The organism is Pelagibius marinus, from assembly GCF_014925385.1.
In the GTDB taxonomy this organism is placed as follows: domain Bacteria; phylum Pseudomonadota; class Alphaproteobacteria; order Kiloniellales; family Kiloniellaceae; genus Pelagibius; species Pelagibius marinus.
This window is the reverse complement of sequence record NZ_JACSDK010000002.1, coordinates 21,286-47,255: the sequence shown is the minus strand read 5'-3', so window position 1 is coordinate 47,255 and position 25,970 is coordinate 21,286. Positions and strand designations below refer to the sequence as shown.

The 25,970-nt window shown below is 68.1% G+C and carries 20 protein-coding genes; 6 read left to right on the top strand and 14 right to left on the bottom strand.

What is annotated here, in order from left to right:
- Positions 1-105: 105 nt before the first annotated feature.
- Positions 106-1,212 (bottom strand): TRAP transporter substrate-binding protein, encoded by a 1,107-nt coding sequence (locus tag H7X47_RS05305; protein WP_193367614.1) that lies wholly within the window; start codon positions 1,210-1,212, stop codon positions 106-108.
- A 250-nt stretch (positions 1,213-1,462) separates the two neighbouring features.
- A complete protein-coding gene (locus tag H7X47_RS05300) occupies positions 1,463-2,239 on the bottom strand; it encodes a DeoR/GlpR family DNA-binding transcription regulator (protein WP_193367613.1) in 777 nt (258 codons plus the stop codon).
- A 262-nt stretch (positions 2,240-2,501) separates the two neighbouring features.
- Between H7X47_RS05300 and H7X47_RS05295 the strand changes: the two genes are divergently transcribed.
- Genes H7X47_RS05295 through H7X47_RS05285 form a run of 3 tightly spaced genes read left to right on the top strand, consistent with a single transcriptional unit; the run spans position 2,502 to position 6,571 of the window.
- Positions 2,502-3,902 carry an NAD(P)/FAD-dependent oxidoreductase gene (locus tag H7X47_RS05295; RefSeq protein ID WP_193367612.1) on the top strand — a complete coding sequence of 467 codons (1,401 nt, stop codon included), beginning with the start codon at positions 2,502-2,504 and terminating at the stop codon, positions 3,900-3,902.
- Positions 3,892-5,148: an NAD(P)/FAD-dependent oxidoreductase gene (locus H7X47_RS05290; RefSeq protein WP_193367611.1), complete on the top strand. Its 1,257-nt coding sequence runs from the start codon at positions 3,892-3,894 to the stop codon at positions 5,146-5,148. Before H7X47_RS05295 ends, H7X47_RS05290 begins: the two co-directional genes overlap by 11 nt.
- Position 5,149: 1 nt before the next feature.
- Positions 5,150-6,571, top strand: coding sequence for an FGGY family carbohydrate kinase (locus H7X47_RS05285; protein ID WP_193367610.1), 1,422 nt, complete (start codon positions 5,150-5,152; stop codon positions 6,569-6,571).
- A gap of 9 nt (positions 6,572-6,580) precedes the next feature.
- Here the strand turns inward: H7X47_RS05285 and H7X47_RS05280 are convergent, their stop codons facing one another.
- The gene (locus H7X47_RS05280) at positions 6,581-7,570 is read right to left on the bottom strand and encodes a magnesium transporter (RefSeq protein WP_193367609.1); all 990 of its coding nucleotides are present in this window, start codon (positions 7,568-7,570) and stop codon (positions 6,581-6,583) included.
- A gap of 109 nt (positions 7,571-7,679) precedes the next feature.
- Here H7X47_RS05280 and H7X47_RS05275 point away from each other — a divergent pair, with 109 nt between their 5' ends.
- The 3 genes from H7X47_RS05275 to H7X47_RS05265 all read left to right on the top strand — a co-directional run bounded on the left by H7X47_RS05275 (position 7,680) and on the right by H7X47_RS05265 (position 10,040).
- Complete coding sequence (locus H7X47_RS05275) at positions 7,680-8,426, top strand: BON domain-containing protein (protein WP_193367608.1); 747 nt, start codon at positions 7,680-7,682, stop codon at positions 8,424-8,426.
- A gap of 16 nt (positions 8,427-8,442) precedes the next feature.
- Positions 8,443-9,774 carry a hypothetical protein gene (locus tag H7X47_RS05270; protein WP_193367607.1) on the top strand — a complete coding sequence of 444 codons (1,332 nt, stop codon included), beginning with the start codon at positions 8,443-8,445 and terminating at the stop codon, positions 9,772-9,774.
- Positions 9,775-9,839: 65 nt separating this feature from the next.
- Positions 9,840-10,040, top strand: a complete 201-nt coding sequence (locus H7X47_RS05265; protein WP_193367606.1) for a hypothetical protein — start codon at positions 9,840-9,842, stop codon at positions 10,038-10,040.
- An 18-nt stretch (positions 10,041-10,058) separates the two neighbouring features.
- On the opposite strand, the gene H7X47_RS05260 is transcribed toward H7X47_RS05265, so the two are convergent.
- From H7X47_RS05260 to H7X47_RS05210, 11 genes are all read right to left on the bottom strand, one after another.
- The gene (locus H7X47_RS05260) at positions 10,059-11,657 is read right to left on the bottom strand and encodes an FGGY-family carbohydrate kinase (RefSeq protein ID WP_193367605.1); all 1,599 of its coding nucleotides are present in this window, start codon (positions 11,655-11,657) and stop codon (positions 10,059-10,061) included.
- Positions 11,657-12,349: an HAD family hydrolase gene (locus tag H7X47_RS05255; RefSeq protein ID WP_193367604.1), complete on the bottom strand. Its 693-nt coding sequence runs from the start codon at positions 12,347-12,349 to the stop codon at positions 11,657-11,659. Before H7X47_RS05255 ends, H7X47_RS05260 begins: the two co-directional genes overlap by 1 nt.
- 30 nt (positions 12,350-12,379) lie before the next feature.
- The gene (locus H7X47_RS05250) at positions 12,380-13,156 is read right to left on the bottom strand and encodes an SDR family NAD(P)-dependent oxidoreductase (protein ID WP_193367603.1); all 777 of its coding nucleotides are present in this window, start codon (positions 13,154-13,156) and stop codon (positions 12,380-12,382) included.
- Between the two features lie 13 nt (positions 13,157-13,169).
- Positions 13,170-13,940 carry an L-iditol 2-dehydrogenase gene (locus H7X47_RS05245; RefSeq protein ID WP_193367602.1) on the bottom strand — a complete coding sequence of 257 codons (771 nt, stop codon included), beginning with the start codon at positions 13,938-13,940 and terminating at the stop codon, positions 13,170-13,172.
- Complete coding sequence (locus H7X47_RS05240) at positions 13,940-14,938, bottom strand: ABC transporter ATP-binding protein (RefSeq protein WP_193367601.1); 999 nt, start codon at positions 14,936-14,938, stop codon at positions 13,940-13,942. Before H7X47_RS05240 ends, H7X47_RS05245 begins: the two co-directional genes overlap by 1 nt.
- A 29-nt stretch (positions 14,939-14,967) precedes the next feature.
- Complete coding sequence (locus H7X47_RS05235) at positions 14,968-15,798, bottom strand: carbohydrate ABC transporter permease (protein ID WP_193367600.1); 831 nt, start codon at positions 15,796-15,798, stop codon at positions 14,968-14,970.
- Positions 15,799-15,801: 3 nt separating this feature from the next.
- Positions 15,802-16,674 carry a carbohydrate ABC transporter permease gene (locus H7X47_RS05230; protein WP_193367599.1) on the bottom strand — a complete coding sequence of 291 codons (873 nt, stop codon included), beginning with the start codon at positions 16,672-16,674 and terminating at the stop codon, positions 15,802-15,804.
- 121 nt (positions 16,675-16,795) lie between these two features.
- Positions 16,796-18,100, bottom strand: a complete 1,305-nt coding sequence (locus H7X47_RS05225) for an ABC transporter substrate-binding protein (RefSeq protein WP_227010230.1) — start codon at positions 18,098-18,100, stop codon at positions 16,796-16,798.
- Between the two features lie 165 nt (positions 18,101-18,265).
- A complete protein-coding gene (locus tag H7X47_RS05220; protein ID WP_193367597.1) occupies positions 18,266-19,225 on the bottom strand; it encodes a sugar-binding transcriptional regulator in 960 nt (319 codons plus the stop codon).
- Between the two features lie 184 nt (positions 19,226-19,409).
- Complete coding sequence (locus H7X47_RS05215; protein WP_193367596.1) at positions 19,410-19,877, bottom strand: hypothetical protein; 468 nt, start codon at positions 19,875-19,877, stop codon at positions 19,410-19,412.
- Positions 19,878-20,083: 206 nt separating this feature from the next.
- Positions 20,084-25,783 (bottom strand): NosD domain-containing protein, encoded by a 5,700-nt coding sequence (locus tag H7X47_RS05210; RefSeq protein ID WP_193367595.1) that lies wholly within the window; start codon positions 25,781-25,783, stop codon positions 20,084-20,086.
- Positions 25,784-25,970 lie beyond the last annotated feature (187 nt).

The window sequence follows — 25,970 nt, the reverse complement described above, 5'->3', positions numbered from 1 at the left end:
CCCGCCCCCCGGGAGCGGGGGGGGGGGCGGACCCCGCCCCAAAAAACAAGCGGGCGGCGGGCCCCCCCGGGCGCCCGCCCCTTTGAAACCCGCTGATCCGGGGGATCAGGAGTAGCGGTAGGGAACGCCGACCTGTTCCATGGTGGCGTTGTACTTCTTGAAGATTTCGATGACGCGGGCCGCGCGCGGGCTTTCGGCGGCGAGTTCGTCCCAGAAGCCTTCGGCGTCCTTCACCACCTGGTCCCACTCCTCGGCGGGGATGGTGGTCAGTTCCATCTTCTTGCCCTCGGCGCGCAGCTGCGCCTCACCGCCCCAGTACCAGACGTTGCGGTAGTAGTGCGACTGGTCGCAGGTGATGAGGAACAGCTCCTTCAGGTGGTCCGGCACCTTCGCCCAGGAGTCGGTGTTGGCGAAGTAGGAGCCGCACCAGGCGCCGGTCACGTTGTTGAGCAGCGCGTAGTTGCAGACGTCGGCCCAGCCCACCTCGTAGGCTTCGGTGAAGCCGCACCAGGCGACGCCGTCCAGCTCGCCGGTCTGAATGGCGACTTCCACGTCGTCCCAGGGAACGGTGACCGGGATCAGGCCGTAGCGGGCCAGGAAGCGGCCGGCGGTCGGCACACCGAAGACGCGCTTGCCGTTCATGTCGGCCAGGGAGTTGATCGGCTCCTTGGTGAAGATGTGCAGCGGATCCCAGGCGCCGGCGCTCAGCCACTCCACGCCCTCGACCTCGTCATAGGCTTCCTTCCAGATCTCGTTCAGGCCGTAGCGCTGGAACAGCACCGGCAGGTCCAGGCTGTAGCGCGTGGAGAAGGGGAAGTAGCCGCCGAAGACGGAGATATCGACCGGCGAGGCCATGGTGGCGTCGTCGCTCTGCACCGCGTCGATGGTGCCGTTCTGCAGGGCGCGGAACAGCTCCGAGGTCGGGACCAGCTGGTCGGCGTAGTAGAGCTCGATCTCCATCTCGCCGTTCGCCGCCTTGTTGAAGGCCTCGATCTGCGGCTTGATGACATGGGCGCCCAGCGGCGCGCCCGAATAGGTCTGCAGGCGCCACTTGATCGGCGCGCTTTGCGCGTGAACGTAGGGGGCCGCCAAGGTCGAGGCGGCTACCGCCGTGCCGCCGATGCCGGCGTTCTTTAGAAATGAGCGGCGCCCCGTGCTGACTGTCTTGTCGGCCGCCTTCCCTGCCTTGTTAGGTTGTGACTTCTTCGTCATTGCCTTCTCCTGTTTTATACGGATTCACTTCTCTAACCAGCCTCCCCCAGACGTGACCTGTCGTTCAGACCCGAAACCTCGCCTCACTTGAACGCGGCCCGAAGGCCACGAAGCGAGCTCGGGGAAGCCCATTACAGTTACCGGCCCCCGAAGTTCCCCTCGGGCGGATGCCCCTTGGCGCAGTCGCGCGCCCGGCCGGTAAATGTTCCTTCTAGATCTTTCCTTGCCCCCCTCGTCAGTGGAACGCTTCTCAGTGGACCGAGACCTCGGCCGCCGCCAGGGCCGCTTCCAGTTCGCCCGGCGGCGTACGGTCGCTGACCAGCGCGCCGATGCGCTCCAACGGGCAGACCGTGAAAGCCGCCCGGTTTTGAAACTTCGACGCATCGGCCACCACGATCAGGTTGTCGGCGTTCTCCATCATCGCCCGGGCCACCTGGGCCTCGTCGAAGTTGAAGTCGGTGGCGCCGGCCGCCGCGTCCAAGGCACCGATGGTAATCAGGGCGTGGTCGGCATGGAACGATTGAATCTCGGAAATCGCCGTCGGGCCGACAGTTTCCTGGTTATCGCCGTCGAATCGGCCGCCCAGCAGAAAAATCACCGTGCGGTTGCCACGCTCCGACATCACCGCCGCGATACGTGTGGAATTGGTGATCACCGTCAGCCCGCCGATCTTGGCGATCTCCTCCGCGCACATCAGGGTCGTGGAACCGGTGTCGATGAAGATCGTGTCCCCGGGCGCGATGAGGCCCGCCGCCTTTTCCGCGACCACGCGCTTGGCCACCGCGTTCAGCGCCATGCGCTCGCGGAAAGGGCCCTCCTCCTGGCGGCGCGGCAGCTTGGCGCCGCCGTGGAATTTCTGCACGCTGCCGGTCTCCGCCAGGGCGCTGAGATCGCGGCGGATGGTCTCGTGGGAAGTCTTGAAGCGGGCCGCGAGCTGCTCGACGCTGACCCTGCCGTGGCGGCGCACGGCCTCGGCGATTTTTTCCTGGCGCAGCTTGGGCCCAAGGGGACGCGTCTTGCTCTTCAAGGGCGATCTCCCGCCAGATTGCGCGCAGAGGTTTGACCAAAGGCATTGCTTCGCATTGCCCGAATCCACAAAATATCTTTCAACTTATTGTTTTTACTTAGATATTTTATGTTCACTTGCTCGCCATTCTATTGACCGAAAGGGCAGGCTTGAGTACGGTAGGCGGCGGCTCTTTGCGGGGCAAGCGCAAATTCCGAAAGCAGCCAGGCGCCGCGAGGCCGCTTCCCCGGCCGGCGCCAGCCACAAGGACCTCGCCTCCGTCATGCCAGACGCCCCGGCAGAGACTTTCGACGTCACGGTCATCGGCGCCGGGGTCGTGGGCTGTGCCGTGGCGCGGCGGCTGACCCTGGAAGGCGCCAGGGTCCAGGTGGTCGAGAAAGCCGTCGACATCCTGGACGGCGCCAGCAAGGGCAACAGCGGCATCCTGCACACCGGCTTCGATGCGCCGCCGGGCTCCCTGGAGCAGGCCTGCATCGCCGCCGGCTACCGCGAGTACCTGGAAATCCGCGAGAGGCTGAACCTGCCGCTGCTCACCTGCGGCGCCCTGGTGCTGGCCTGGAACGAGGAGGAGGAAGCCCGCCTGCCGGCGCTGATGGAACAGGCGCGCGCCAACGGGGTCGACGACGTCGCAGCGCTGAGCCGGGCGGAGATCCTGGCGCTTGAACCCAATCTCTCGCCCCGGGTCCGGGCCGGTTTCAATGTACCGCGCGAATACGTCATCGACCCCTGGAGCGCGCCCAGCGTCTACCTGCAGCAGGCCCTGGACAACGGCGCCGCCTGCCGGCGCGGCAGCGAGGTGCTGGGCGGCGCCTTCGACGGGGAGACCTGGGAGCTTGAGACCTCCGGCGGGCCGCTGCGCAGCCGCGCCGTGGTGAACTGCGCCGGGCTCTACGGCGATATCGTCGACCAGCGCCTGCTGGGCGAAAGCGGTTTCACCATCCGCCCGCGCAAAGGCCAGTTCGTGGTCTTCGACAAGGCCGCGGCCCGCCTCGCCCAGTCGATCATCCTGCCGGTACCGACCGCCAAGACCAAAGGCGTGGTCATCTGCCGCACCAGCTTCGGCAACCTGCTGGTCGGGCCGACCGCCGAGGACCAGGACAGCCGCGACGACGCCTCGACCGACGGCGCGACGCTGCAGATGCTGCGCGCCAAGGGCATCGAGATGCTGCCCGCCCTGGCCGCGCTGCCCGTCACCGCCACCTACGCCGGCCTGCGCCCCGCCAGCGAACACAAGGACTACCAGGTAAAGGCGCGCGCGGAGCAACGCTACGTCACCGTCGGCGGCATCCGCTCGACGGGGCTGAGCAGCGCCCTCGGCCTGGCGCGCGAAGTGCACCGCCTGCTGGTCTCCTTCGGCGACAGCTACCGGCCGCCGCAGCAGGTCGCCTGGCCCCGGGCCGGCGTGCTGACCGACTACGCCGAGCGCGCCTGGGCCCGGCCGGACAACGGTGGCATCGTCTGCCATTGCGAGCTGGTGACCCGGCGCGAGATCGAGGCGGCGCTGGACGGTCCGCTGGCCGCGCAGAGCCTCTCGGGCCTGAAGCGGCGCACCCGCGTCACCATGGGACGTTGCCAGGGCTTTTACTGCCTGGGCGCCCTGTCGCAGATCACCGAAGGGCGCTTCGACAGCCCGCTGGCGGAGGACGACCGCGATGCCGGGTGACGCCAAGGCCCTGCCGCAGGCGGTCGAGGTCGCCGTCGTCGGCGGCGGCCCGGCGGGCCTCGCCGCCGCCACCCGCTTGAAGGAACACGGCGTCGCCTCGGTCGCGGTGCTGGACCGCGAACCCCGGGCCGGCGGCATCCCGCGCCACTGCGGCCACTACCCCTTCGGCCTGCGCGAGTTCCACCGCCTGCTGCGCGGCCCCGACTACGCCCGGCGCCTGGTGGCCCGCGCCGAGGACGCCGGCGTCGAGATCTATCCGCAGACCACCGTGACCGGGATCACGCCGGGACCGAGGCTCAGCCTCTCGACACCCGGCGGCGCGGCCGACATGACCGCCAAGAAGGTGCTGCTGGCCACCGGCGTGCGCGAGACCAGCCGCGCCGCCCGCTTCATCGGCGGCCAGCGCCCGCTGGGCGTGGTCTCCACAGGGGCGCTGCAGTCCCTGGTTTACCTGGCCCACAAGCGGCCCTTCGCGCGGCCGGTGATCCTGGGCAGCGAGCTGGTCTCCTTCTCGGCCATCTTCACCTGCCGCCACGCGGGCATCCGCCCGGTGGCGATGGTCGAGCCCGGCGAAAGAGTCACCGCGCGCAGCTTTACCCGGGCCCTGCCGCGCCTCTTCGGTGTTCCCCTGCATCTCGGCACGGAGCTTGTCACCATCCACGGCAAGGAGCGGGTCGAGGGCGTAACCCTGCGCGGGCCCGGCGGCGCGGAGCAGGTGCTGGACTGCGACGGCGTTATCGTCACCGGCGCCTTCACGCCGGAGGCGACGCTCTGCCGCCTGGGCCATCTGGAACTCGATCCCGGCAGCGGCGGTCCGGTCATCGACCAGTTCGGGCGCTGCTCCGACCCCGACTTCTTCGCCGCCGGCAACCTGCTGCGCCCGGTGGAGACCGCGGGCTGGAGCTGGCACGAAGGCGTCGCCGCCGGCGACGTGCTGACCGAGTGCCTGGCCGGCAGGCTGCCCGCCGCCGAGCGCCATCTGGAGATCGTCGTCGACCATCCGGCGATCAAGCTGGCGCTGCCCCAGCGCATCGCCCTGCCTTTTTCCGACGGCGCCCTGACTCATCTGCAGCTGCGCGTGACGCGGGCCGCCGGCGGGAAACTGGAGGCGCGCGACGGCGACACCGTCGTCTGGTCCAAGACCCTTTCCGTACTGCCGGAGCGCCGGCTGCTGTTGCCGCTGCACGACGTCGTCGGCAAGGTGCGCGGCGCGACTCTTTCTCTCCGCTTTTCCGAGGTCGCGTGACATGACCATCGCCGCCATCGATCAAGGCACCACCAGCACCCGCGCCCTGGCCCTGGAGGCCGACGGCACGGCGCGCGTGGTCAAGGCGGTGGAGCACCGCCAGATCTATCCGCGACCCGGCTGGGTCGAGCACGACCCGGAGGAACTGATCGCCAGCATCCGCGCCTGCGCCGAAGCAGTCGAGGCGCCGGAGGCCTTCGGCATCGACAACCAGGGGGAAAGCTGCCTCGCCTGGCACGCCGAGACCAAGGAGGCCGTCTCACCCGTCGTCGTCTGGCAGGACGCCCGCACGGCGGAGACCATCGTCCAGCTGAAGGCCCAGGGGGCAGAGACGCTGACCCTGGAACGCGCCGGCCTGCCGCTGGACGCCTACTTCTCCGCCGCCAAGCTGGGCTGGATCGTGGAAAACCTGCCGGAGGCCAGGCACCTGCTGGACCAGGGCAAGCTGCGTCTGGGCACCACCGACGCCTTCTTCCTGGACCGCCTGACCGGGCGCTGCGTCACCGACATCACCACCGCCTCGCGCACCTCTCTCATGAACCTGGAGAGCGGCCAGTGGGACGCGGAGCTCTGCCGCCTCTTCGGCGTGCCGATGGAATGCCTGCCGAAGATCGTGCCCACCACCGGCGACTTCGGCGCCCTGGACGTGAATGGCAAGGCGGTGCCGGTGACCGCCAGCCTGGTCGACCAGCAGGCGGCGCTCTACGGTCACGGTTGCCGCACCGCCGGCGACGTGAAGATCACCTTCGGCACCGGCGCCTTCGTCCTCATGCTGACCGGCGCGGAGATCCTGCGCGCACCGGACAAGGGCCTGCTGCCCACCGTGGCCTGGCAGCTGGCCGGCGAGAAGCCGGTCTACGCCCTGGACGGCGGCGTCTACTCGGCCAGCGCCGCGGTCAACTGGGGACGCGGCCTCGGCCTGTTCCAGGACTTCGACTGGCTGAACCGCCTGGAGGGGCCGCCGGCCCTGGAAGGCGGCCTTGCCTTCGTGCCCGCGCTCTCCGGCCTCGCCTGCCCGCATTGGGACCGCCAGGCGCGCGGTACCTGGGTCGGGCTGTCCATCGACCACGGCCCGGCGGAGCTGATGAAGTCCATCCTGGAGGGCGTGGCCTGCCGCGCCGCCGAGGTGGTCCAGGCCATGAGCAGCCTGCTGCCGGCCAGCGGCCCGCTGTCCATCGACGGCGGCATGTCGGCCAATCCCTACTTCCTGCAGTTTCTTGCCGACATCCTGGAGCGCGAACTCAAGGTCTCCACCAACGCCGAGCTGACCGGCAGCGGCACGGCGAAACTGGCCGCCCTGGCCTGTGGCCGCAACGTGGCGGAAGGCGGCACGGCACAGGTGGTGGAGCCGGCGGCGGCGCGCGGCAACCTGCTGGCCAGGTTCGACGAGGCGGTGAAGGTCTCGCGCGCCTGGAAAGGTTGACCGGCCGGTTCAGATCACGATCGCGGTGACCAGCATGAAATAGATCGCGAGGCTGGCCACGTCCTGGATGATCGTGCAAACCGGACCGCTGCCCAGCGCCGGGTCGAAGCCGAAGCGCTGAAAGGCCCAGGGCAGGCCGAAGCCGACCACCGCCGAGACCGTGCCCGCGCCCAGCACCGCCAGCCCCAGCGCCACGGCCAGGGGGCCGTCGCCGAAGATCAGGTAGACCGGCAGGGCGGAGAGCAGCCCCATGGCGAGGCCGATGAACAGGCCGATGATCAGCTCGTCGCGCATCAGGCGGACCAGGCCCACCTCCACCACCGAAAGGGCGCGCACCGCCACCGAGACCGCCTGGGTGCCGATGGCCCCGGCGATGTAAACCAGCGCCGGCACGAAGAAGGCGATGGTGACGTTGGCATTCAAGGTTTCCTCGAAGAGGGCCACTACGCCTGTCGCCGCAGTGGAGGCCACCAGGCCGACGATGAGCCAGGGCAGGCGGCGGCGCACGCGGTCGTGTATCGGCGCCTCCAGGGCCTCAGCCGCGCCGTCGCGATGGCGCTGGATGCCGGCCAGGCGCTGCAGGTCTTCCATGTGTTCGTGACGCAGGATATCGAGCAGAGCATCGGGCGGCACCGCGCCCACCAGCTTTCCCGCGCCGTCCAGCACCGGCACCGCGATCATGTCCTTTTCCATGGCCAGGAGGGCGATGTGCTCCTGGTCGTCGCCGAGCTGCGCGGTGCCGTGGCGTTCCTCGACGATGTCGCCGATCTCCTCCTCCGGCGCGGCGGCCAGCAGGTCGTTGATGCGCACGATCCCGGTGAAGCGGCCCTCCCTGTCGGTCACGAAAATGCAGTCCGCACAGTCGAAGAGGTGCCCGCGCAGCTCCTCCACCACCACCGCAACGGGCAGGTCTGCGGTCGCCTTGGGGATTCCGGTGACCATGTGAAAGGCGGCAGTTTCCAGCGCCTCTACCCTGTCTTCCGCCATTTCCGCTGCCATTTCCACCGGGCTCCTCTCCTGGCCTTGCCGCGGCGCTTGACCCACGTCAATGTGGCCGGGGCGCCGTCGCCGCAGCATAGCATCACCTTCTCCCAGCGAGAGCCGTCCCATGCCCTCCACGCAGACTGCACAAGACGTCCTCAACGCCGTTCGCCGGGCTTGGCGCAGCGAGCCGCGCATCGGCCCCAAGGCACCGCACGGCAACTTGGAGTTCGACGCCGGCACATTGACGCTGGAAGGCGAGATGCCGGACATCGCCGCCAAGAAGCTGGCCCTGGAGCTGGCCGCCGCGGTGCCGGGCGTCACCGGCATCATCGACCGCCTGCATGTCGCCCCGGCCGAACGCCTGGAGGACGGCGAGGTCCGCGACCTGGTGCGCCGCGCGCTGGAGCAGGAGCCGGCTTTCGCCGAGCTGGCATTGTCCGAGATCGCCAAGGGCGAGGAGCAGACGCTGCGCGAGCCTGCCGAGCGCAAGCGCGGCTGGATCCGCCTTTCAGTCGCCGAAGGGGTGGTGACGCTGGACGGCGAGGTGCCGGGCCTGGAGTTCAAGCGCCTGGCCGGCGTCCTGGCCTGGTGGGTGCCGGGCAGCCGCGACGTCGTCAACGGCCTGGGCGTCACCCCCGAAGAGCCGGACAACGACGCCGAGATCACCGGCGCCGTGCGCATGGCTCTGGAGAAGGACCCCTTCGTCAACGCCGGGCAGGTCATCGTCGGCACCGTCGACGCCGTGGTCACCCTGGCCGGGCTGGTACCCAGCGAGAGCGAACGCGAGATGGCGGAGTACGATGCCTGGTACGTCTTCGGCGTCGATAGGGTGCACAACAAGATCGAGGTGGCGCCCTTTGCGGCGGGCTGAAGGCCGCGCGTTTTCCTTGAGCCCCCGGAACGGCATGACCCTGGTGAAGAAACTCCTCTTCTGCATCCTGCTGCTGGCCACCGTCTTCGCCGAGACGGCGCCGGCCGCGGCCCAGGACGGCGAAGAGAATCCCTGGTACCGGGTCACTCCCCAGGGCGAGGTCGAGGTCTCGCTGCACTTCTTCTATTCCGCGACCTGCCCCTACTGCGCCGAGGCGGAGCGCTTCCTGCCGGGGCTGCTGCTGCGGCGGCCCTGGCTGAAGCTGGAGTCCTATGAGGTCGACTCCTCGGCGGAGAACCGCGCCCTCTTCGCCGACTTCGCCGCCGCCCTGGACGAGGAGATCCTGGGCGTGCCCGCCTCCTTCATCTGCGGCCAGATGATCGTCGCCTTCGCCGAGACCACCGGCGGCGTCCTGGCCCCGGCCGCCGACTCCTGCCACGACCTGCTGCAGCAGGACGTGGCGGCCGGAGGAGCGCCCGGAGCGGCCGCCGGGGTGGAAGCCGCGGAGGCCCCGGCTCAGGAGGTCGCCCTGCCCCTCTTCGGCAGCCTACAAGCCGAGCAGCTCTCCCTGCCCGTCCTGACCCTGGTGCTGGGCGGGGTGGACGCCTTCAACCCCTGCGCCTTCTTCGTGCTGCTGTTCCTGCTGAGCCTTCTGGCCCACGCGCACAGCCGGCGGCGCATGCTGCTGGTCGGCGGCGTCTTCGTGGTGTTCTCCGGCCTGCTTTATTTCCTCTTCATGGCCGCTTGGCTGCATTTCTTCCTGGTGCTGGAGGGTCTGCGCGCGGTGACCCTGATCGCCGGCCTCGTCGCCGGCGCGCTGGCCGTCATCAACATCAAGGATTTCTTCCTGGCCGGCCAGGGCCCCTCCCTGGAAATCCCCGAGGGGCGCAAGCCGGGGCTCTTCGCGCGTATGCGCGGCCTGCTGGCGGCCGACAGCCTGCCGGCGATGCTGGCCGGCACCGTGGTCCTGGCCCTGGCGGCCAATACCTACGAACTGCTCTGCTCCACCGGATTTCCGCTGGTCTACACCCGGGCCCTGACCCTGAACGAGCTGTCGACCGCCGGCTACTACCTCTACCTGGCATTCTACAATCTGGTCTACGTGCTGCCGCTGCTGGTCATCGTCGTCGTCTTCACCTTCACGCTGGGCAGCCGCAAGCTGAGCGCCGGCGAGGGTCGCGTGCTGAAGCTGCTGTCGGGCTTGATGATGCTGGGCCTCGGCGCGGTCCTGATCGCCGCGCCGGAGCTGCTGGACAACGGCCTGACCGCGATCGCCCTGCTGGCCCTGGCGCTGCTGGGAACCTGGCTGCTGCACCGCCTCGTGAAAGGGCGCATACTCGGGTCTTGACCCACATCAAGGTGGCGGTGGTGTGCTGCTGCTTTGCTGTTCCCAGGCTGGGAAGGAGGGACACCATGAACCGCGCCGAGACAGACCCCCGCAAGGGCAAGCAGCCGAAGCGGCCTTACAGCTATACCGAAGGCACCGACGAATCGCCCTCGCTGCTGGAGGAAGAGCCGGTGGACGTCGAGGAGAGCACCCCCGCCGACAAGCGCAGCTCAGTGGAAAGTGTAGACGACGACGACGACAAGACGCCGCCGCTGTTCGAGGAATAGAGCGCGACGCGGCTGCGGTCAGCCGGCGCCGCCCTGGCAAAGCGCGTCCAGGGCGCGGCGTTGTTCGTGCATCTTCAGGAAGACCGCGTAGTCCCGGTCGAAGCGGGGCCGCGCCGCCGGGTTGGGATGGCGCTCCTGGCCGCCCTGCTGCATGCCCTCGGCGGCGCTGCGCAGGCTGTCGTAGATGCCCGCCGCCGTAGCCGCCACCATGCCGCTGCCCAGCAGCACCGCATCCTCCGCCGCCGGTTCGATCACCTTGCAGCCGACGGCGTCGGCGTAGAGCTCCATGAGCAGCGGGTTCTTCAGGTGGCCGCCGGTGACGTGCAGGGTGTCGATGCCGTAGCCGCGCGCGTTCAGCGCTTCCAGGATGTGGCGCACGCCGAGCGCGATGCCTACGGCGGTGCGCCAATAGAGCTTGCACAGGCTGTCGAAAGAAGAATCCAACGTCAGGCCGCTGATGACGCCGACCGCGTGGGGGTCGGCCAGGGGCGAGCGGTTGCCGTGGAAGTCCGGCAGGACGTGCAGGCGTCCGGCGAGGTCGAGGCCCGCATCCCGGCGCAGCTCCATGATGCGCTGGGTGATGCGCCGGTGGCCCTCGGCGCTGGGGCTGCCACCGGCGCTGTGCCAGCGGATGATGTGGTCCAGCAGCGCGCCGGTGGCCGATTGGCCGCCTTCGTTCAGCCAGCAGTCCGGCAGCAGCGCGCCGAAATAGGGGCCCCAGACGCCCTGGGTCGGCCGCGGCTCGGCGGAGAGCGCCATGACGCAGCTGGAGGTGCCGGCGATGAGCGCCAGGTGGCGGTCGATCCCTGCGGGATCGCCGGCGTAGCCGCCCAGCACGCCCAGCGCCCCGGCATGGGCGTCGATGAGCCCGGCGCCGACGCGGCAGGCGGTGGTGAGGCCCAGCTCCGCGGCCGCCGCCTCGCTCAGCGGGCCCAGGTCCGCGCCGATGGGGCTGGCCCGCTCCGGCAGGCCGCCGCGCGCACGCAGGTCGCCGAGCCCGACCTGTTCGAAGAAATCCTGCTGCCAGCCGGGGTTCTCGTGGCCCAGGTAGGTCCACTTGCAGGTCACCGTGCATTGAGAGCGCGCCGCCTTGCCGCTGGCCTTCCAGGTGAGGAAGTCGGCGAGGTCGAAGAAGTGGCCCGCCCCCTCCCAGCACTGCGGCAGGTGGCGCTTCAGCCACATGAGTTTCGGCGTCTCCATCTCCGGCGACATGACGCCGCCGATGTAGTCGAGCACCCGGTGTCCGGTGGCGGTGCACTCCTCGGCCTCCGCCAGCGCCCGGTGGTCGAGCCAGACGATGGTGTCCCAGCGCGCTTCGCCGCCGGTGGAGACGCTGAGCTGACCGCCGGCGGGGTCGCGCACCACCAGCGAACAGGTGGCGTCGAAGGAGATGCCGGCGACGTCGCCGCCCGCGGCCCCGGCGGCCGCTAGGGCCCCGCGCACGGCGGAACCCACCGCCGCCCAGATCTGCTCCGAATCGTGCTCGCTGTGGTTGGTCTGCGGCTGGTTCATGTCGATGGGGTGCTCGGCCCGGCCCAGCAGCTTGCCGTCCCGTCCCAGCACGCCGGCCCGGGCACTGCCGGTGCCGACATCGACCCCAACCACCAAGTCACCCATCAGGATACCTTCCGGTCCTTCTCCAATCCCGCCAGCAGACCGGGCAAGGCCGCCATGTCGTCGAAGACGCCCGTCGGCCGCAGCGCCCGCAGCTTCTCGCGGTGCGTGGCCGCCTGCGCGTGGCTGCCGCCGGTAAATCCCAGCACCTGCATGCCGGCCTCGCGCGCCGCGGTGACGCCGGCGGGGCTGTCCTCGACCACCATACAATGCTCCGGCGCGGCGTGCATCCGTTGCGCCGCGAAGAGGAAAAGGTCCGGCGCCGGCTTGCCCCGCGCGACCATGGTGGCACTGAAGACGTCATCGCCGAAGAAGCGCTCGAGGCCGGTCACCGCCAGGGAAAGACGGATGCGTTCGACCTGGCTGGAAGAGGCGACACAGACCCGATGCGACAGCTTGGCGAGCGTGTCGGCGATGCCGGGAATGGGCCGCAGTTCCTCGCGGATCGCCGCATTCAGCCGGGCGCGCATGCGCTCCAGCGCGGCGGCGTCGACATCCACGCCGTAGTCGCGGCGCAGAATGCCGCAGACCGTGGCCAGGCTCTTGCCGAGGAAGGCCTCGTAAGCCTCCTCGGGGGCCAGCTCGACACCGGCCTCGGCCAGCGTCTGCAGCAGCAGACGCAGGGCCAGCGGCTCGCTGTCCACCAGCACACCATCACAATCGAAGATGACGAGGCTGATGGGGGTCGCGTTCACGGGACTGCGCCGATCCGCCGCCGGAGCGGGCTACCAGCAGGTGTAGCCGCCGTCGGCGGCGACGATGGCGCCGGTGACGAGGCTGGCGGCATCGGAGGCGAGGAAGTGGACCACCGAGGCGATCTCCTCCGGCTGGCCGACCCGGCCCATGGGGGTCATCTCCAGCCAGACCTTGTACATCTCTGGGTTCTCCTCGATGCCGAAAGCGGTCAGCGGGGTTTCGATATAGGTCGGCGCCACCGCGTTGACGCGCACGCCGCGCGCCGCCCACTCCGCGGCCAGCGAGCGCGTCAGGTGATGCACGGCGGCCTTGGAGGCATTGTAGAAGGACTGCGGCTGCGGCTTGTTGACGATGAAGCCCGACATGGAGCCGATGTTCACGATGGAGCCGTTGCCCTGGTTCAGCATCTCGCGGCCGAAGGCGCGGCAGCACCAGAACAGGCCGTCGACGTTGACCTTCATGTGAAAGCGCCAGTGATCGTCGCTGGTGTCCTCTGCGCGCACGTCGCTCTTCGCGACGCCGGCATTGTTCACCAGGATGTCGATGCGGCCGTGGTCGCGCTTCACCTTGGCGGCCAGTTCGTCGACCTGCCCCGACTGGGTGACGTCCAGTTCCATGGCCTCCACCTCCAGGCCCTGGCGGCCCAGCATTTCCGCGCAAGCCGTAGCCCGCTCCGGGATCAGTTCGGCCACCACCACCTTGGCCCCCGCCTCGCCCAGCGCCTGGGCGCAGGCGGCGCCGATGCCCTGACCTCCGCCGGTTACCACGGCGACACGGCCGTCGAGTTTCAGTTTGTCCAGATACATGTCACCAGGCCTCTCAGCTCAGATAGTTGCCGCCGTCGACGTTGTAGGTCTGTCCGACGACGTAATCGCTTTCGGAACTCGCCAGGAAGACCGCCATTCCGGTCAGATCCTCGGCCCGTCCCATACGGCCATAAGGCACGGCTTCCCCGACAAGGCGCTTCTTCTCCCCGCGGGGGCGCTTCTCGTACTTGGCAAAGAGGGCATCGACCCCGTCCCAGTGCTCACCCTCGACCACACCGGGAGCGATGGCGTTCACGTTGATGCGGTGTTCGATGAGGTTGAGGCCGGCCGACTGGGTAAGGCTGATCACCGCCGCCTTGCTGGCGCAGTAGACGGCGACCAGCGACTCGCCGCGACGCCCGGCCTGGCTGGCCATGTTGATGATCTTGCCGCCCTGGCCGCGCCGGATCATGCCGCGGGCCGCCGCCTGCAGCGTGAAGAGCGCGCCGGCGACGTTGACGGAGAAGAGGCGCTCGTAGCTCTCACGCGTGATCTCCACGATGGGCGCCAGGTCGAAAAGGGCGGCGTTGTTCACCAGGATATCGATGCCGCCGCGTGCCTCCACGGCCTGCACCGCCGCCTCTATGGAGGCCTGATCGGTCACGTCCATCCGCAGGGCGAAGGCCTGCGGCCCGATGGCCGCGGCCGACTCCTCGGCCCGCGCCAGGTCGATGTCGCCCAGCGCCACGCTGGCGCCCTCGGCGGCATAGGCCCGGGCGAAGGCCAGGCCGATGCCGCGGGCCGCCCCGGTGATGAGAGCCGTCTTGCCGTCCAGGCGGGCCATTACAGGGCCAGTCCGTCCGCACCGAAGCGGTAGAGACGGTCGGCCGGGGGCGTAACCCACACCCGGTCGCCGTGACGCACGCCGAACTCGCCGTTGACCCGCGCCGTCACCAGGCCGATGTTGTCGACGTTCACGTGCAGGAAGGTGTCGGAGCCCAGGTGCTCGGCGACGCCGACCACGCCGGACCACTCGCCGCCCTCGGTCGAAAGTTCGATATGCTCGGGGCGGATACCGATGGTGTGGGCGTCGTACTTGGCCGCCGCCGCGCCTTCTAGCAGGTTCATCTTTGGCGAGCCGATGAAGCCGGCGACGAAGACGTTGGCCGGGTTGCGGTAGAGCTCCAGCGGCGAGCCGACCTGCTCGATGTAGCCGTCGTGCAGCACGACGATCTTGTCGGCCATGGTCATGGCCTCGACCTGGTCGTGGGTCACGTAGATCATGGTGGTCGCCAGCGAGTTATGCAGTTCGCTGATTTCCAGGCGCATGTTGACGCGCAGGGCGGCATCCAGGTTCGACAGGGGCTCGTCGAAGAGGAAGGCCGCCGGCTCGCGCACGATGGCGCGGCCGATGGCGACGCGCTGGCGTTGACCGCCGGAAAGCTGGCCCGGACGGCGGTCCAGGTAGTTCGTCAGATTCAGGGTGGCCGCGGCGCTCTCCACCTTCTGCTTGATGGTGGCTTCGTCAACGCCGGCCATTTTCAGCGGGAAGGCAATGTTCTTGTAGACGCTCATGTGCGGATAGAGCGCGTAGGACTGGAAGACCATCGCCAGGCCGCGCTTGGCCGGCGAGGTACCGGTGGCGTCGACGCCGTCGATCTTGATCGTGCCCGAGGTCACGTCCTCCAGGCCGGCGATGAGCCGCAACAGGGTGGACTTGCCGCAGCCCGAGGGGCCGACGAAGACGACGAACTCGCCCTCGGCGATCTCCAGGTCGACGCCCGGGATGACCGATACGTCGCCGAAGCTCTTGGTCACCTTCTCCAGGGTGATTGCGCCCATGGTTCTTGCTCCCTATTTGACTGCGACGCCTATTTCACTGCGCCGAAGGTGAGGCCGCGGACCAGCTGTTTCTGGCTGAACCAGCCCATGACCAGGATCGGCGCGATGGCCAGGGTCGAGGCCGCCGACAGCTTGGCCCAGAACAGACCCTCCGGGCTGGAATAGGAGGCGATGAAGGCGGTCAGCGGCGCCGCCTTCGACGCCGTCAGGTTCAGGGTCCAGAAGGCCTCGTTCCAGGCCAGGATGATGTTGAGCAGCAGGGTCGAGGCGATCCCCGGCACGGCCATGGGCGTCAGCACATAGATGATTTCCTTGCCCAGGGAGGCGCCGTCCATGCGCGCGGCCTCGAGAATGTCGCCCGGGATCTCCTTGAAGTAGGTGTAGAGCATCCACACGATGATCGGCAGGTTCATCAGCATGAGGATGGCCACCAGCGCGACCAGCGAATCGAGCAGGCCGAGCCACTGGCACATGAGGTAGATCGGCATCAGCACACCGACTGCCGGCAGCATCTTGGTGGAGAGCATCCACATGAGGATGTCCTTGGTCCGCTTCGTCGGGGAGAAGGCCATGGACCAGGCCGCCGGAATGGCCACGAGCAGCCCGAGCAGGGTCGAGCCCACGGAGATGACCACGGAGTTCATCGCGTGGCGCAGGTAGTTGGAGCGCTCTTGCACTTCGACGTAGTTCTCCAGGGTCCAGTCGAAGAAGAAGAAGGTGGGTGGTGTGGCGATGGCCTCCCCCTCCGTCTTGAAACTGGTGAGGATGGTCCAGAGCACCGGGAAGAACAGGGTGAGCCCGACGGTCCAGGCGATGATCGTGAAAGCGAGCTTGCGTTGGGTGGTGACTGCGCGCGCCATGGCTCAGGTCTCCAGGTTCTTGCCGATCATGCGGATCAGGAAGATCGCGACGATATTCGCCAGGATGATGGCCACCACGCCGCCGGCCGAGGCGGTGCCCGCGTCGTACTGCAGCAAGGCCTGAATGTAGATCAGGAAGGGCAGGTTGGTGCTGGCGGTGCCGGGCCCGCCGCCGGTGGTGACGTAGATCTCGGCGAAGACCGACAGCAGGAAGATGGTTTCGATCAGGGTAACTACCGTCAGGGCCCGCGACAGGTGCGGCAGGGTGATGAACCAGAAGATCGAGATCGGGCCGGCGCCGTCCATCTCCGCGGCTTCCTTCTGCTCGCTGTCCAGCGACTGCAGAGCGGTGAGGATGATCAGCGTGGCGAAGGGCAGCCAGCCCCAGGCGACGATCACGGTGATGGAAAACAGCGGCAGGTCGGCCAACCAGTCCACCGGCTCCGCGCCGAGGCCGCGGGTGATCCAGGCGAAGAGCCCGTTGACCGGGTGCATCAGCATGTTCTTCCACACCAGCGCGGAAACCGTCGGCATGACGAAGAAGGGTGCGATGACCAGCAGCCGCACAATGCCGCGCCCCCAGATGGGCTGGTCAATCAGGATGGCGAGGAAGGTGCCGCCGATCACGGTGGCCAGCAGCACGCCGCCGACGAGCAGCAGCGTGTTGCCCAGGGCTTCCAGGAAGGCGGGATCAGTCAGGAAGAATTCGTAATTGCCGAAGCCGGTGAATTCCTCCATGCCCGGCATCAGCAGGTTGTAGCGCAGGAAGGAGAAGTAGAGCGTCATGCCCAGCGGCACGATCATCCAGGCCAGCAGCATGAGAACCGCCGGAGACATCATGATCTTGGCCGTAACCTGCGTTTGCTTGGTCGCCATGGCTTCCTCCCTTCCGCTCCGCGCCTTCAGGATAGGCGCCGAAAGGTGAATCGTCGTCGCTGAGAAAAAAGTTGCGGGCCGCCCGTGGTTGGGAGGACGGGCGGCCCGCCGGGAGGAAAAGCTACTTGATGTAGCCGCTGCGCTTCATCTCACGCTCGGTGAGGGTCTGCGCATTCTTCAGCGCCTGGTCGACGGAGACCTGGCCGGCCAGGGCCGCCGAGAACTGCTGGCCCACCGCCGTGCCGAGGCCCTGAAACTCGGGGATCGCCACGAACTGCACGCCGACGTAGGGAACGGGATCGACCGTCGGGTGCTTGGGATCGGCCGCCTTGATGGACTCCAGGGTCATCTCGGCAAAGGGCGCCGCTTCCTGGTACATCGGGTTCTCGTAGAGGGAGGTGCGGGTGCCCGGCGGCACGTTGGCCCAGCCTTCCTTGGCCGCGACCAGTTTCGCATAGTCCTTGCCGGTCGCCCAGGAGATGAACTCCTGCGCCGCCTCGGTCTTCTCCGAACCCGCCGGCACGGCCAGCGACCAGGCCCACAGCCAGTTGCCGCGCTTGCCCAGGCCATTGTCCGGCGCCAGGGCGAAGCCGACCTTGTCGGCGACCTGCGATTCATCGGGGTTGGTCACGAAGGAAGCGGCAACGGTGGCGTCGATCCACATGCCGCACTTGCCGGTCTGGAACAGCGCCAGGTTCTCGTTGAAGCCGTTGGAGGAGGCTCCCGGAGGGCCGGCGTCCTCCATCAGGTCGACATAGAACTGCAGAGTCTGCTTCCATTCCGGCTGGTCGAACTGCGGCTGCCAGTTCTCGTCGAACCAGCGCGCGCCGAAGGAGTTTGCGGTGGCCGTCAGGAAGGCCATGTTCTCGCCCCAGCCGGCCTTGCCGCGCAGGCAGATGCCGTAGACTTCGTTGTCCTTGTCGGTGATCTTGCGCGCCGCCTCGGCGACGAAGTCCCAGCTCGGCGCGTCCGGCATGTCCAGCCCCGCCTTCTCGAAGAGGTCGGTGCGGTACATCACCATGGAGCTTTCGCCGTAGAAGGGCGCGGCGTAGAGCTTGTCCTCGACGGTCAGGCCGCCGCGGATGGCCGGCAGCAGATCGTCGACGTCGTAGTCGGCGCCGAGGCTTTCGAGCGGCACCAGCCAGCCCTGCTTCGCCCAGATCGGCACTTCGTAGGTGCCGATGGTCATGATGTCGTACTGGCCGCCCTTGGTGGCGATGTCGGTCGTCACCTTCTGGCGCAGCACGTTCTCTTCCATGGTCACCCACTCGACTTTGATGTCGGGGTGCTTGGCGGTGAAGTCGTCCGTCAGCTTCTGCATCCGGATCATATCGCCGTTGTTGACCGTCGCGATGGTCAGCGTGGTCTCGGCAAGAGCCTGCCCGGCAAGCAGCGCCGCGGCACAGGTACCCAACAAAATCGGCATGAATCTCATGATTTCCTCCCCGAGGCGTTATTGAGCAATTGCCTACGTTGAGAGCAATTACTCACAAGTAGGCCGATGACGTCAAGAAGGATTCGTTGCTGCGGCGCACAACAAAGGCCGCGGCAAACCATCGAATTCGGCAGTTTTGCGAGAGGAAGAAAGAGGTTAGCGCTCGGCCAGAAGTTTTCCGGCCGTCCACTCATCGGTGATGAGTCCGTTGACCAGCGGCCGGCTCACGGCCGCCCGGATGCCCGGCAGCTTGGCCTCCCCCTTGGCCACGGCGACGACCAGCGAGCGCTCCGGCGAGGGCAGCGGCGCGGAAGCGACCCGCGCGTTGGTCAGGTCCTGGATCATCCGGCCCTCGGCATCGAAGGCCCAGCCGATGATCTCCGCCACGGCGCCGGCTTTCTGCAGCGCCGCCAGCTCCGCCTTGGTGATGAAGCCGTCCTCCTGCAGCGGCGCGCGCGGGGCGAGCTCGCCGATGCCGAGGAAGGTCACGTCGGCCTGGGCCGCCAGATCCAGCGTGGTGCGAACGATGATCTGCTGGTGCAGCAGGTCGCGCTCTTCCGGCGAGGCGGCGATGACCGGCATCGGCAGCGGGTAGTGCCGGGCGTTGACCACCTCGGCCATGGTGAAGATGACGCTGTAGAAAGCCGCCGCGCCGTCCGGCGTGAAGTTGCCGGTCAGCGAGACGATCTTCTTGTCCGGCGCGTCGACGCGCGGCAGCAGTTCGCCCGCCGCCTTGAGGGTGCGGCCGGTGCCGATCGCCATGACCATTGTCTCCGGCGACTTGAGGCGGCGCTCCATCTCCGCCGCCGCGGCATCGGCGACGCCCAGCGTCGAGGAGTCCGAGGCCGGGTCCGTGGGCACGACCTCGCAGAGCGCCAGGCCGAAACGCTCACGCAGCCGCGTGGCCAGTTCCAGGCAGTTGGCCAGGGGGTGGTCGAGGCGGACCTTCACCAGGCCCTCGGAGACCGCCAGCGAAACCAGGCGCTGGGCGGACTGCCGGGAGATGCCGAGCTTGGCGGCAATCTCGTCCTGGGTGTTGCCGGCCACGTAGTAGAGCCAGCCGGCCCGCGCCGCGTCGTCCAGGCGGCTCTCTCCGTTGTCCCTGCGCTTCCTCAACGAACTACCCTCAAGGTTTCCCGGCGCCGCCCGCGGGTCGCAGGACGCAACGGACGGCTGCGGCAGTCTAGCGGCGACGGCCGCTCTGTGTAGCGAATTCTTCACCCCTGAGGGGGGGAACGGCGGGAAGGCAGGGGGTTGAAGCAGCCGGAATCGGGGGGAACGCAGCGGTGAGGCCGCCCGGCTAAAGCAGATCCCACTCAGGAGATTCGGCCTCCGGCAGAATGCCGTCGCGCCGCAGCGCCGCGATCACCGGGCCGAGATCGCGCTTGGGTGGCGGCGAGGGGCTGGGGGAGCGGGAATAGAGCGACCACAGGGGGGCGCCGCCACCCTCGGCCAGGGCCAGGACGGCGGCCAGGGAGGCCAGCAGGTCGCGCGCGCCGACTTCGAAGACCGGCGGATCGGCCATGGCCTCGACGGTGATGAGATCGCGCAGCAGCAACAGCCCGCCGTGGGGAAGCTGCAGCAGCAAGTCCCGGTCCACCGCGGAGACGCGGGCCTGCAGGGCGGACGCGGGGAGGCGGTAGGGGCAGCGGGGCGGGATGCGCTGGGTGTTGAGCCCGCCGGCGCCCGGGTCCCTGACGTCGCGGCAGCCGCGCGCCTGCAGCGCGACGCCGCCGCGCCGCGCAACCGTGCTCGCCGGCTGCCGCAATCGCTGGTTCCTATCCACCATGCCTGCCGTCACGCCACTCTCAGCACCCGGATTCGGCGCCAGACCGGGGCTAGGAACGCCCAAGCCCGCCCCCTTGGGGGAAGGGAAAGCAGTCAGCGGCGAGCCTGGGCGTCCTTGCAACGAAGCCGGGCGCTCCGTTGACGGTGAAATGATCGTTCTCTCGGCACGGCAAGACGCACTCCTCCTCAAGGCGTCTGCAGGTTGAGGTCGTCGATCGTGAGGTCCCCGGTCACGTTGGTGACGGTGACCAGGACCAGCTCGAAGCCGTCGCTTGCGGTGTCGGTGTCGATCGAGATGACCGCATCGCCGTCCGTCGCCGACTGCTGAATATCGACGCGGTCGCCGCGCAGGCCGACCCCCACCACCCCCAGGGAGTCGAAGAGACCGTCGAGGTCGATCTGGTCGCCGCCGGTCGCGTCGAAACCCTCGATGACGTCGCCGGCATCGAGAATGTCGGTGTAGATGAAGAGGTCGCTCCCCTCGCCGCCGACCAGGGTGTCGCTGCCGATCCCGCCGTTCAGGGTGTCGTCGCCCTCCCCGCCGACCAGGCTGTCGTCGGCGGAGTTGAAGGCGGTGATCTCGACGTTGTCGAAGTAGAAGCCCTGATTGATGCCGCCCGGGCCGTCGCCTTCGACACCGCCGGAGCCGGGCCGGAAGAACAGGCCGGCGGCCAGGGTCGCCTCGGCATTGGCCGCGTGGTCGTCCAGCAGCCAGTCGCGGTAGTTCTCGAAGGTCGTGGTGGTGCCGATCAGGGCATCATCCAGGTAGACGTCGATGACGTCGTTGTCCGGCCCGTCGAAGGACTGGAACTCCATGCGCAGCTCGTGCCATTGGGCGCCGTCCGTATCGAGGCCCTCGACCAGGGTGCGGTTGCCGGTGAAGGCCTGGAAGTCGTTGGTGAACCACTGGTCAAAGGTCGTGGTCGGTTCGTTCACCGCGATGCGCAGCCCGACGCTCTCGTCCCATTCCAGCACCAGGAAGTTCTTGCGGTCGACCTCGCCTTCGCGGCCGATGTCCACTTCCAGGCGCGAGGAGTCCGGCGTCTCGCTGACCGCCTTGAACTCGTAGCTGACGATCATGCTGTTGAACTCGGCGGTGGTCTGCGGCTCGCCGACCCGCTGCGCCTCGCCGCCGATCTCGATCGGCGGCGAGTAGGGCCCGCCGAAATCCCCGAAAGTGGGATCGCTGGACATGCGGAAGACCTTCTCATGGTCGCCGTCGTCCAGGTCGACGATCTCCTGGTCGTGGGCGGCGTTCTTCACCGTCCAGCCCTCGTAGCCGTCGGCGATCGCACCGTCGGTGAAGTTGTCGAAGTCGGTCGAATACAGGGCGACGGTGTCCGACACCCCCGCGCCGTCGCCGAGCAGCAGGTCATTACCGTCGCCGCCCTGCAGCGTGTCGGAGCCGCTGCCGCCGGTCAGAGTATCGTCGTCGCCAAAGCCTTGCAGCAGGTTGTCGCCGTTGTTGCCGATGATGTCGTTGTCGCCGTCGTTGCCGACGACCGTGAAGTCGGCATCGCCATCCAGCTCGATGTCGAGCACCCCGTCCTGCAGCTCCAGGGTCACCGCGTCGGTGCCGATGTCCCCGGTCACCACGATGTCGTCGGCGTAGACGCCGATCTTGCGCACGCTGTCGTCGAAGCTGTTGCCCTCGATGGTGACCGTGGGACTGGCCGCGCCCGGCCCGAGGCCCAGGTGCTCGAAAGCGCTGGTGGCGAAACTGTTGCCGGAGATGAGCACGCCCTCCGGCCCGTCGACCGAGACGCCCACGTTGTTGCCGGCGAAGACGTTGCCGATGATCTCGGCGTCGCTTGAGCCCGGATTGAGATAGATGCCCGTCGCCCAGCCGGCAAAGCTGTTATCCGAGAGGATCAGGCCACTGTTGGCGCCGCCCGAGGTCGTCAGGATCGCGCGTGGGGAGCCGGTGAAGCTGCCGTCCGCCGTGAAGACGTTGTTCTCGACGATGACGTCGGTCACGCCGGCGGCGAGGTAGAGGCCCGCCGACTCGCCGCCCCCGATGGTGTCGCCGTCCTGGATGGCGAAGCCGTCGATGGTGCTGCCGTCGGCACCGTCCTGCAGGATGATGTTGCCCACCAGCAGGGTCTCGCCGCTGCCGTCACGGCTGTCATCGGCGGCCGAGACATCGCCGAAGGCGCCGTAGAGCTTCACCAGCTTGTCGATCACCACGTTCTCGGTGTAGGTGCCGGGTTCCACGAAGATGGTGTCGCCGGCGCCGGCCGCGTCGATGGCTTCCTGGATCGTGGTGTAATCCCCGTCCACACCCACCGTGATATCGGCCTCGACCACGACCTGCATCTGGGTCTTGGCCACCACCTCGCCGCTGTCCTTGTCGGTGACCGTCAGGACCACCGTGTAGATGCCCGGCACCGTGGCGTTGTAGTCGGCGCTGTACCAGCTGATGTTCTGGGAGTTCTGGTTGCCGTCGGTCGCGCCCGTATCATCCTGATAGTAGGCCTCGCCCACCGCCTCGTCATGGGCGATGGGGTCGTAGTCCAGGATGCCCGTGGTCGTCACATCGTTGTAGTCGGTGAAGTCGGCGGTGATGCGGATGTCGTAGTTCGAAAGATCCGCTGCGCCGTAGTCGACGACGCTGTAGTTGAAGTTCCAGAAGCCGACTTCCGAGTTCTCGTCGGCCAGGCCGTCCGCGTCCTTGTCGCTGAAGCCCAGCGTCGCATAGTAGGTCTGGCCGTCCGACTCCAGGTCGCCGTGATAGCGTGCCGTCGCCTTGATGGCCGCCTCGACCTTCGCTTCGGTGTTGTCGTGGATGGTGAAGTTGACGTCCGAATTGCCGCTTCCCGGGTGGAAGCCGTCGGTGCCGCCGCCGTCGCTCTCCGCCACGGCGCGCGCCAGGGTGGCCCCGAAGCGCAGTGTGCCGTCCTCGAACTGCAGCGTCTCGATGGAGACCAGGGTGTCCTCGCCCTGGTTGCCGGCGCCGTCGGCGACCAGGACATCGCCCTCCGCGTTGCCCTCGACCTCGAAGTCCAGGCGGCCGCCCAGGTAGGTCGCCGTGTCGTCGCCGTCGTCGCCGTCGATGCTGTCGTCACCGCCGCCGCCGAAGAAGAGGTCGTCCGCCGTGTCCCCTATCAGGGTGTCGGCCCCGTCCAGCACCGCGTAGGGTGCCGGCAGGCCGTCCGGGAACTGCACCCCGTGGGTCAGGTCGTAGGCGATGGTCGAGGCCGCCAGGTCCGGATCGTCATAGAGGTTGCTGCCGTCGACCGAGCCGTCGTGGTAGGGCCGTTCGCCGAAGGTCTGGCCCGTGTCGGTGCGCGGGTCGGGCTGGCTGCCGTCCGGATGGTTGATGAAGCGGCTGTTGATCGGGCTGTCGCCGATGTTGCCCAGCAGGTTGTCGTGCAGGGTCTGCAGGCGCCCGCTGGGCACCTTCACCAGATCAAGCAGCGCCTCGCCGCCTGCCGCCAGATAGGCGGCATAGTCGTTGCCCAGGTAGGCGACCGGCGTGTTGATGTCCAGGTTCAGGTAGTTGCTGCCGTCGATGTAGAGCAGATCGAGCTGGATCCAGAAGGCCGCGAAGACTGCCGTGTGGCTGCCGTCGATGGTCAGATTCTCCGGGACCAGCGACTTGGCCGCGGCCAGGCCGTCGAACTCCAAGCCCAGCAGGTTCTGCACGCTGGGCGCCGTGCCGTCATTGGGCAGGGTGAGCCCGGCATTGACCACATTGACCGCCCCGCCGCCGGCGATGGTGAGCGTACCGTCGGCCTCCGAGATCGTGTCGATCTGGGTGGCGTCCAGGGTGATGTTCTGGCTGGCCGCGGTGGTGATCTTGGTCAGGCCGTCCAGGCTGGCGAAGGTGACGCTGACCGCGCCCAGCTTGGAGATATCCAGGGCGCCGCTGCCGAGCGTCAGCGTCTTGCCGTCGTCAAAGCGCAGACTCTCGACGTTGGTCAGCGTGTCGACGGCACCGCTGGCCAGGTGGGTGACCCGCACGATGCCGTCGTCGATGACGAAGCTGTAGGCGCTGGCGTTGCCTGCGAAGCGCACGATGTCGTTGCCGTCTCCGCCGTCGATGGAATCGCTGCCGGCGTTGCCGATGATGTCGTCGTTGCCGGCCCCGCCAAACACGGTGTCGTTGCCGCTGCCGCCGGATATCACGTCATTGCCGCTGCCACCGTAGATCAGGTCGTTACCGGCGCCGCCGGAGATGGCGTCGGCGCCGCCGGCGCCGTCCAGGGTGTCGTCGCCGGCGAGGCCGTCGATGGCGTCGCCGCCGGGCCCGCCGGTGTAGTTGTCGGCGCCCGAGGTCAGGGGATCGGAACCGTCGACGTCGCCGACCTCCGCGCTGTCAGCTTCGGTCTCGACTTCGCTGGCATCATCGTAGGCGTCGTCGGCGCTGTCGTCGTTGTTCTGAACCGAATCCTCGATTGCCGTCGAGGCGTTGCTCTGGGCCACCTGGGCCACCTGAGCCAGCTTGGTCAGCGTCTCCGTCGTCGTCCCGCCGCCACCCGAGGTGTCGATGTTCTCCACCACCGTGTTGGTGGCGGTGATCACGTTGGCGGCGTTGTCCAGATCGTTGCTGTCGAAGGTGGTGGTCTGTCCGGTCGCAGTATCGTGTGTTGTTTTCGCAGCGCCGATGACCGTTTTCACTTGGTCGGCGTCTTTCAGGTCGGTGCTCGCGCCATTGTCAGAAATCTGCTTGGCGATGGCATTGAAGGCCGCATTGGAGGCCGCCTCCTCGTCGCTGGCCCCGCCGCCCTTGAGGGCGGCCTTCACCTGCTTGGCTGTGTTGGCCACGGCGATGCCGGCCTTCACGGCCTTCAAGGCCGCGTTGTCGCCCGAGGCGGCGGCCTTAACCGGATCGGTCTTGGAGATCTGGAAGGTCTCGTCGATGCCGAGGGCCTGCTTCACCTTGGTCTCGGCTGCGTCCGCGGTGTCGCCGGACTCGACGAGCTGCTGGACCAACGTGGTCAGCGGGGTGATGACGGTCGAGCCTTCCGGCGCCTTCAGGACCCCGTCGAAGGGCAGGCCGGTGGAGACGTCGGTGCCGCCCAGCGCGACAAGGGGGCCGCTGCCACCCTCCAGGGTGAAGTTGCCGTCGATGTCGGTGGTGGTGAAGGATTCGCCGTCGTCCAGCGCGCCGTTGTTGTTGGCGTCGCGGAACACCGTGGCGTTGGCGACGTAGCCGTCCACCACCTGGCCGGCCAGCACCTCGACCCCGTCACCCCCGGCAGCGCCGCCGCCGGCAGTGGGCAGGGAGTCGACGTCGTCGGCCTCGGTAAAGCGGCGCGGCAGGCCGGTGATCACCGTGCCCGAGGCGCCGCCGGGCGCGAAGGCGGCACCCAGCGGCGCGCCCGTCGAAGCCAGCGTCTCGCCGCCGCCCGTGAGGGCCTGGCCGCTGAAATCTTCCTCGTACTTGCTGCTGCCGGAATCCCGCGGTCCCGCGGGGCCCGGCTCGCCACCGGCGGTCTCCGGCAGTCCGGCGACTTCGGCCTCGGCCATCTCGCGGGCCTCTTCCAGGCTCTCGGCCGCGGCCATGAGGGATGAAATATCGTAGTCGACGCCGGCGATCATCAGCGTCGGCGCGTCGGGCTCGCCCGCCATGCCGGCAAGCCCCAGGAAGACGATGTGGGAGTCGGCGGCGCCGTCCCCGTCCACATCGAAGGTCATGATGATGTTGTCGCCCTCGACCAGGAAGGTCACGTCTTCCGGCGCGAACTCCAACTGATAGACCGCGCCGGGCGCGCTCTCGACGACGACCGTCTCGCCCAGCTGCGGCCGGTCGACGGTGATCGGCTCCTGGGCCTGCCCCCTCAGCACGGCGCTGCCGGATCCCTCCGGCGCCCGCGCCTGATCTTCGGCAACAACCCCTCGTTCGGTGCCCGCGGCGGGCACACTGCTCCCTTTTGACTTCATGTCCTTCTGGTCCTTCGCCAGCTCTCCTACCCCGAAGAAGTCTGGATAGACGAAGGCCAGAGCCGCGACGTCACCCCTCAAGGTGAGGCGATCTGCGGTCGGCAGTCACAACCGCCAAATTAACCATGAGCAGAATAACTAGCCCGCATCACCCCTAGGGGTGGCGGCAGCCCCTCCGACTTTCCGT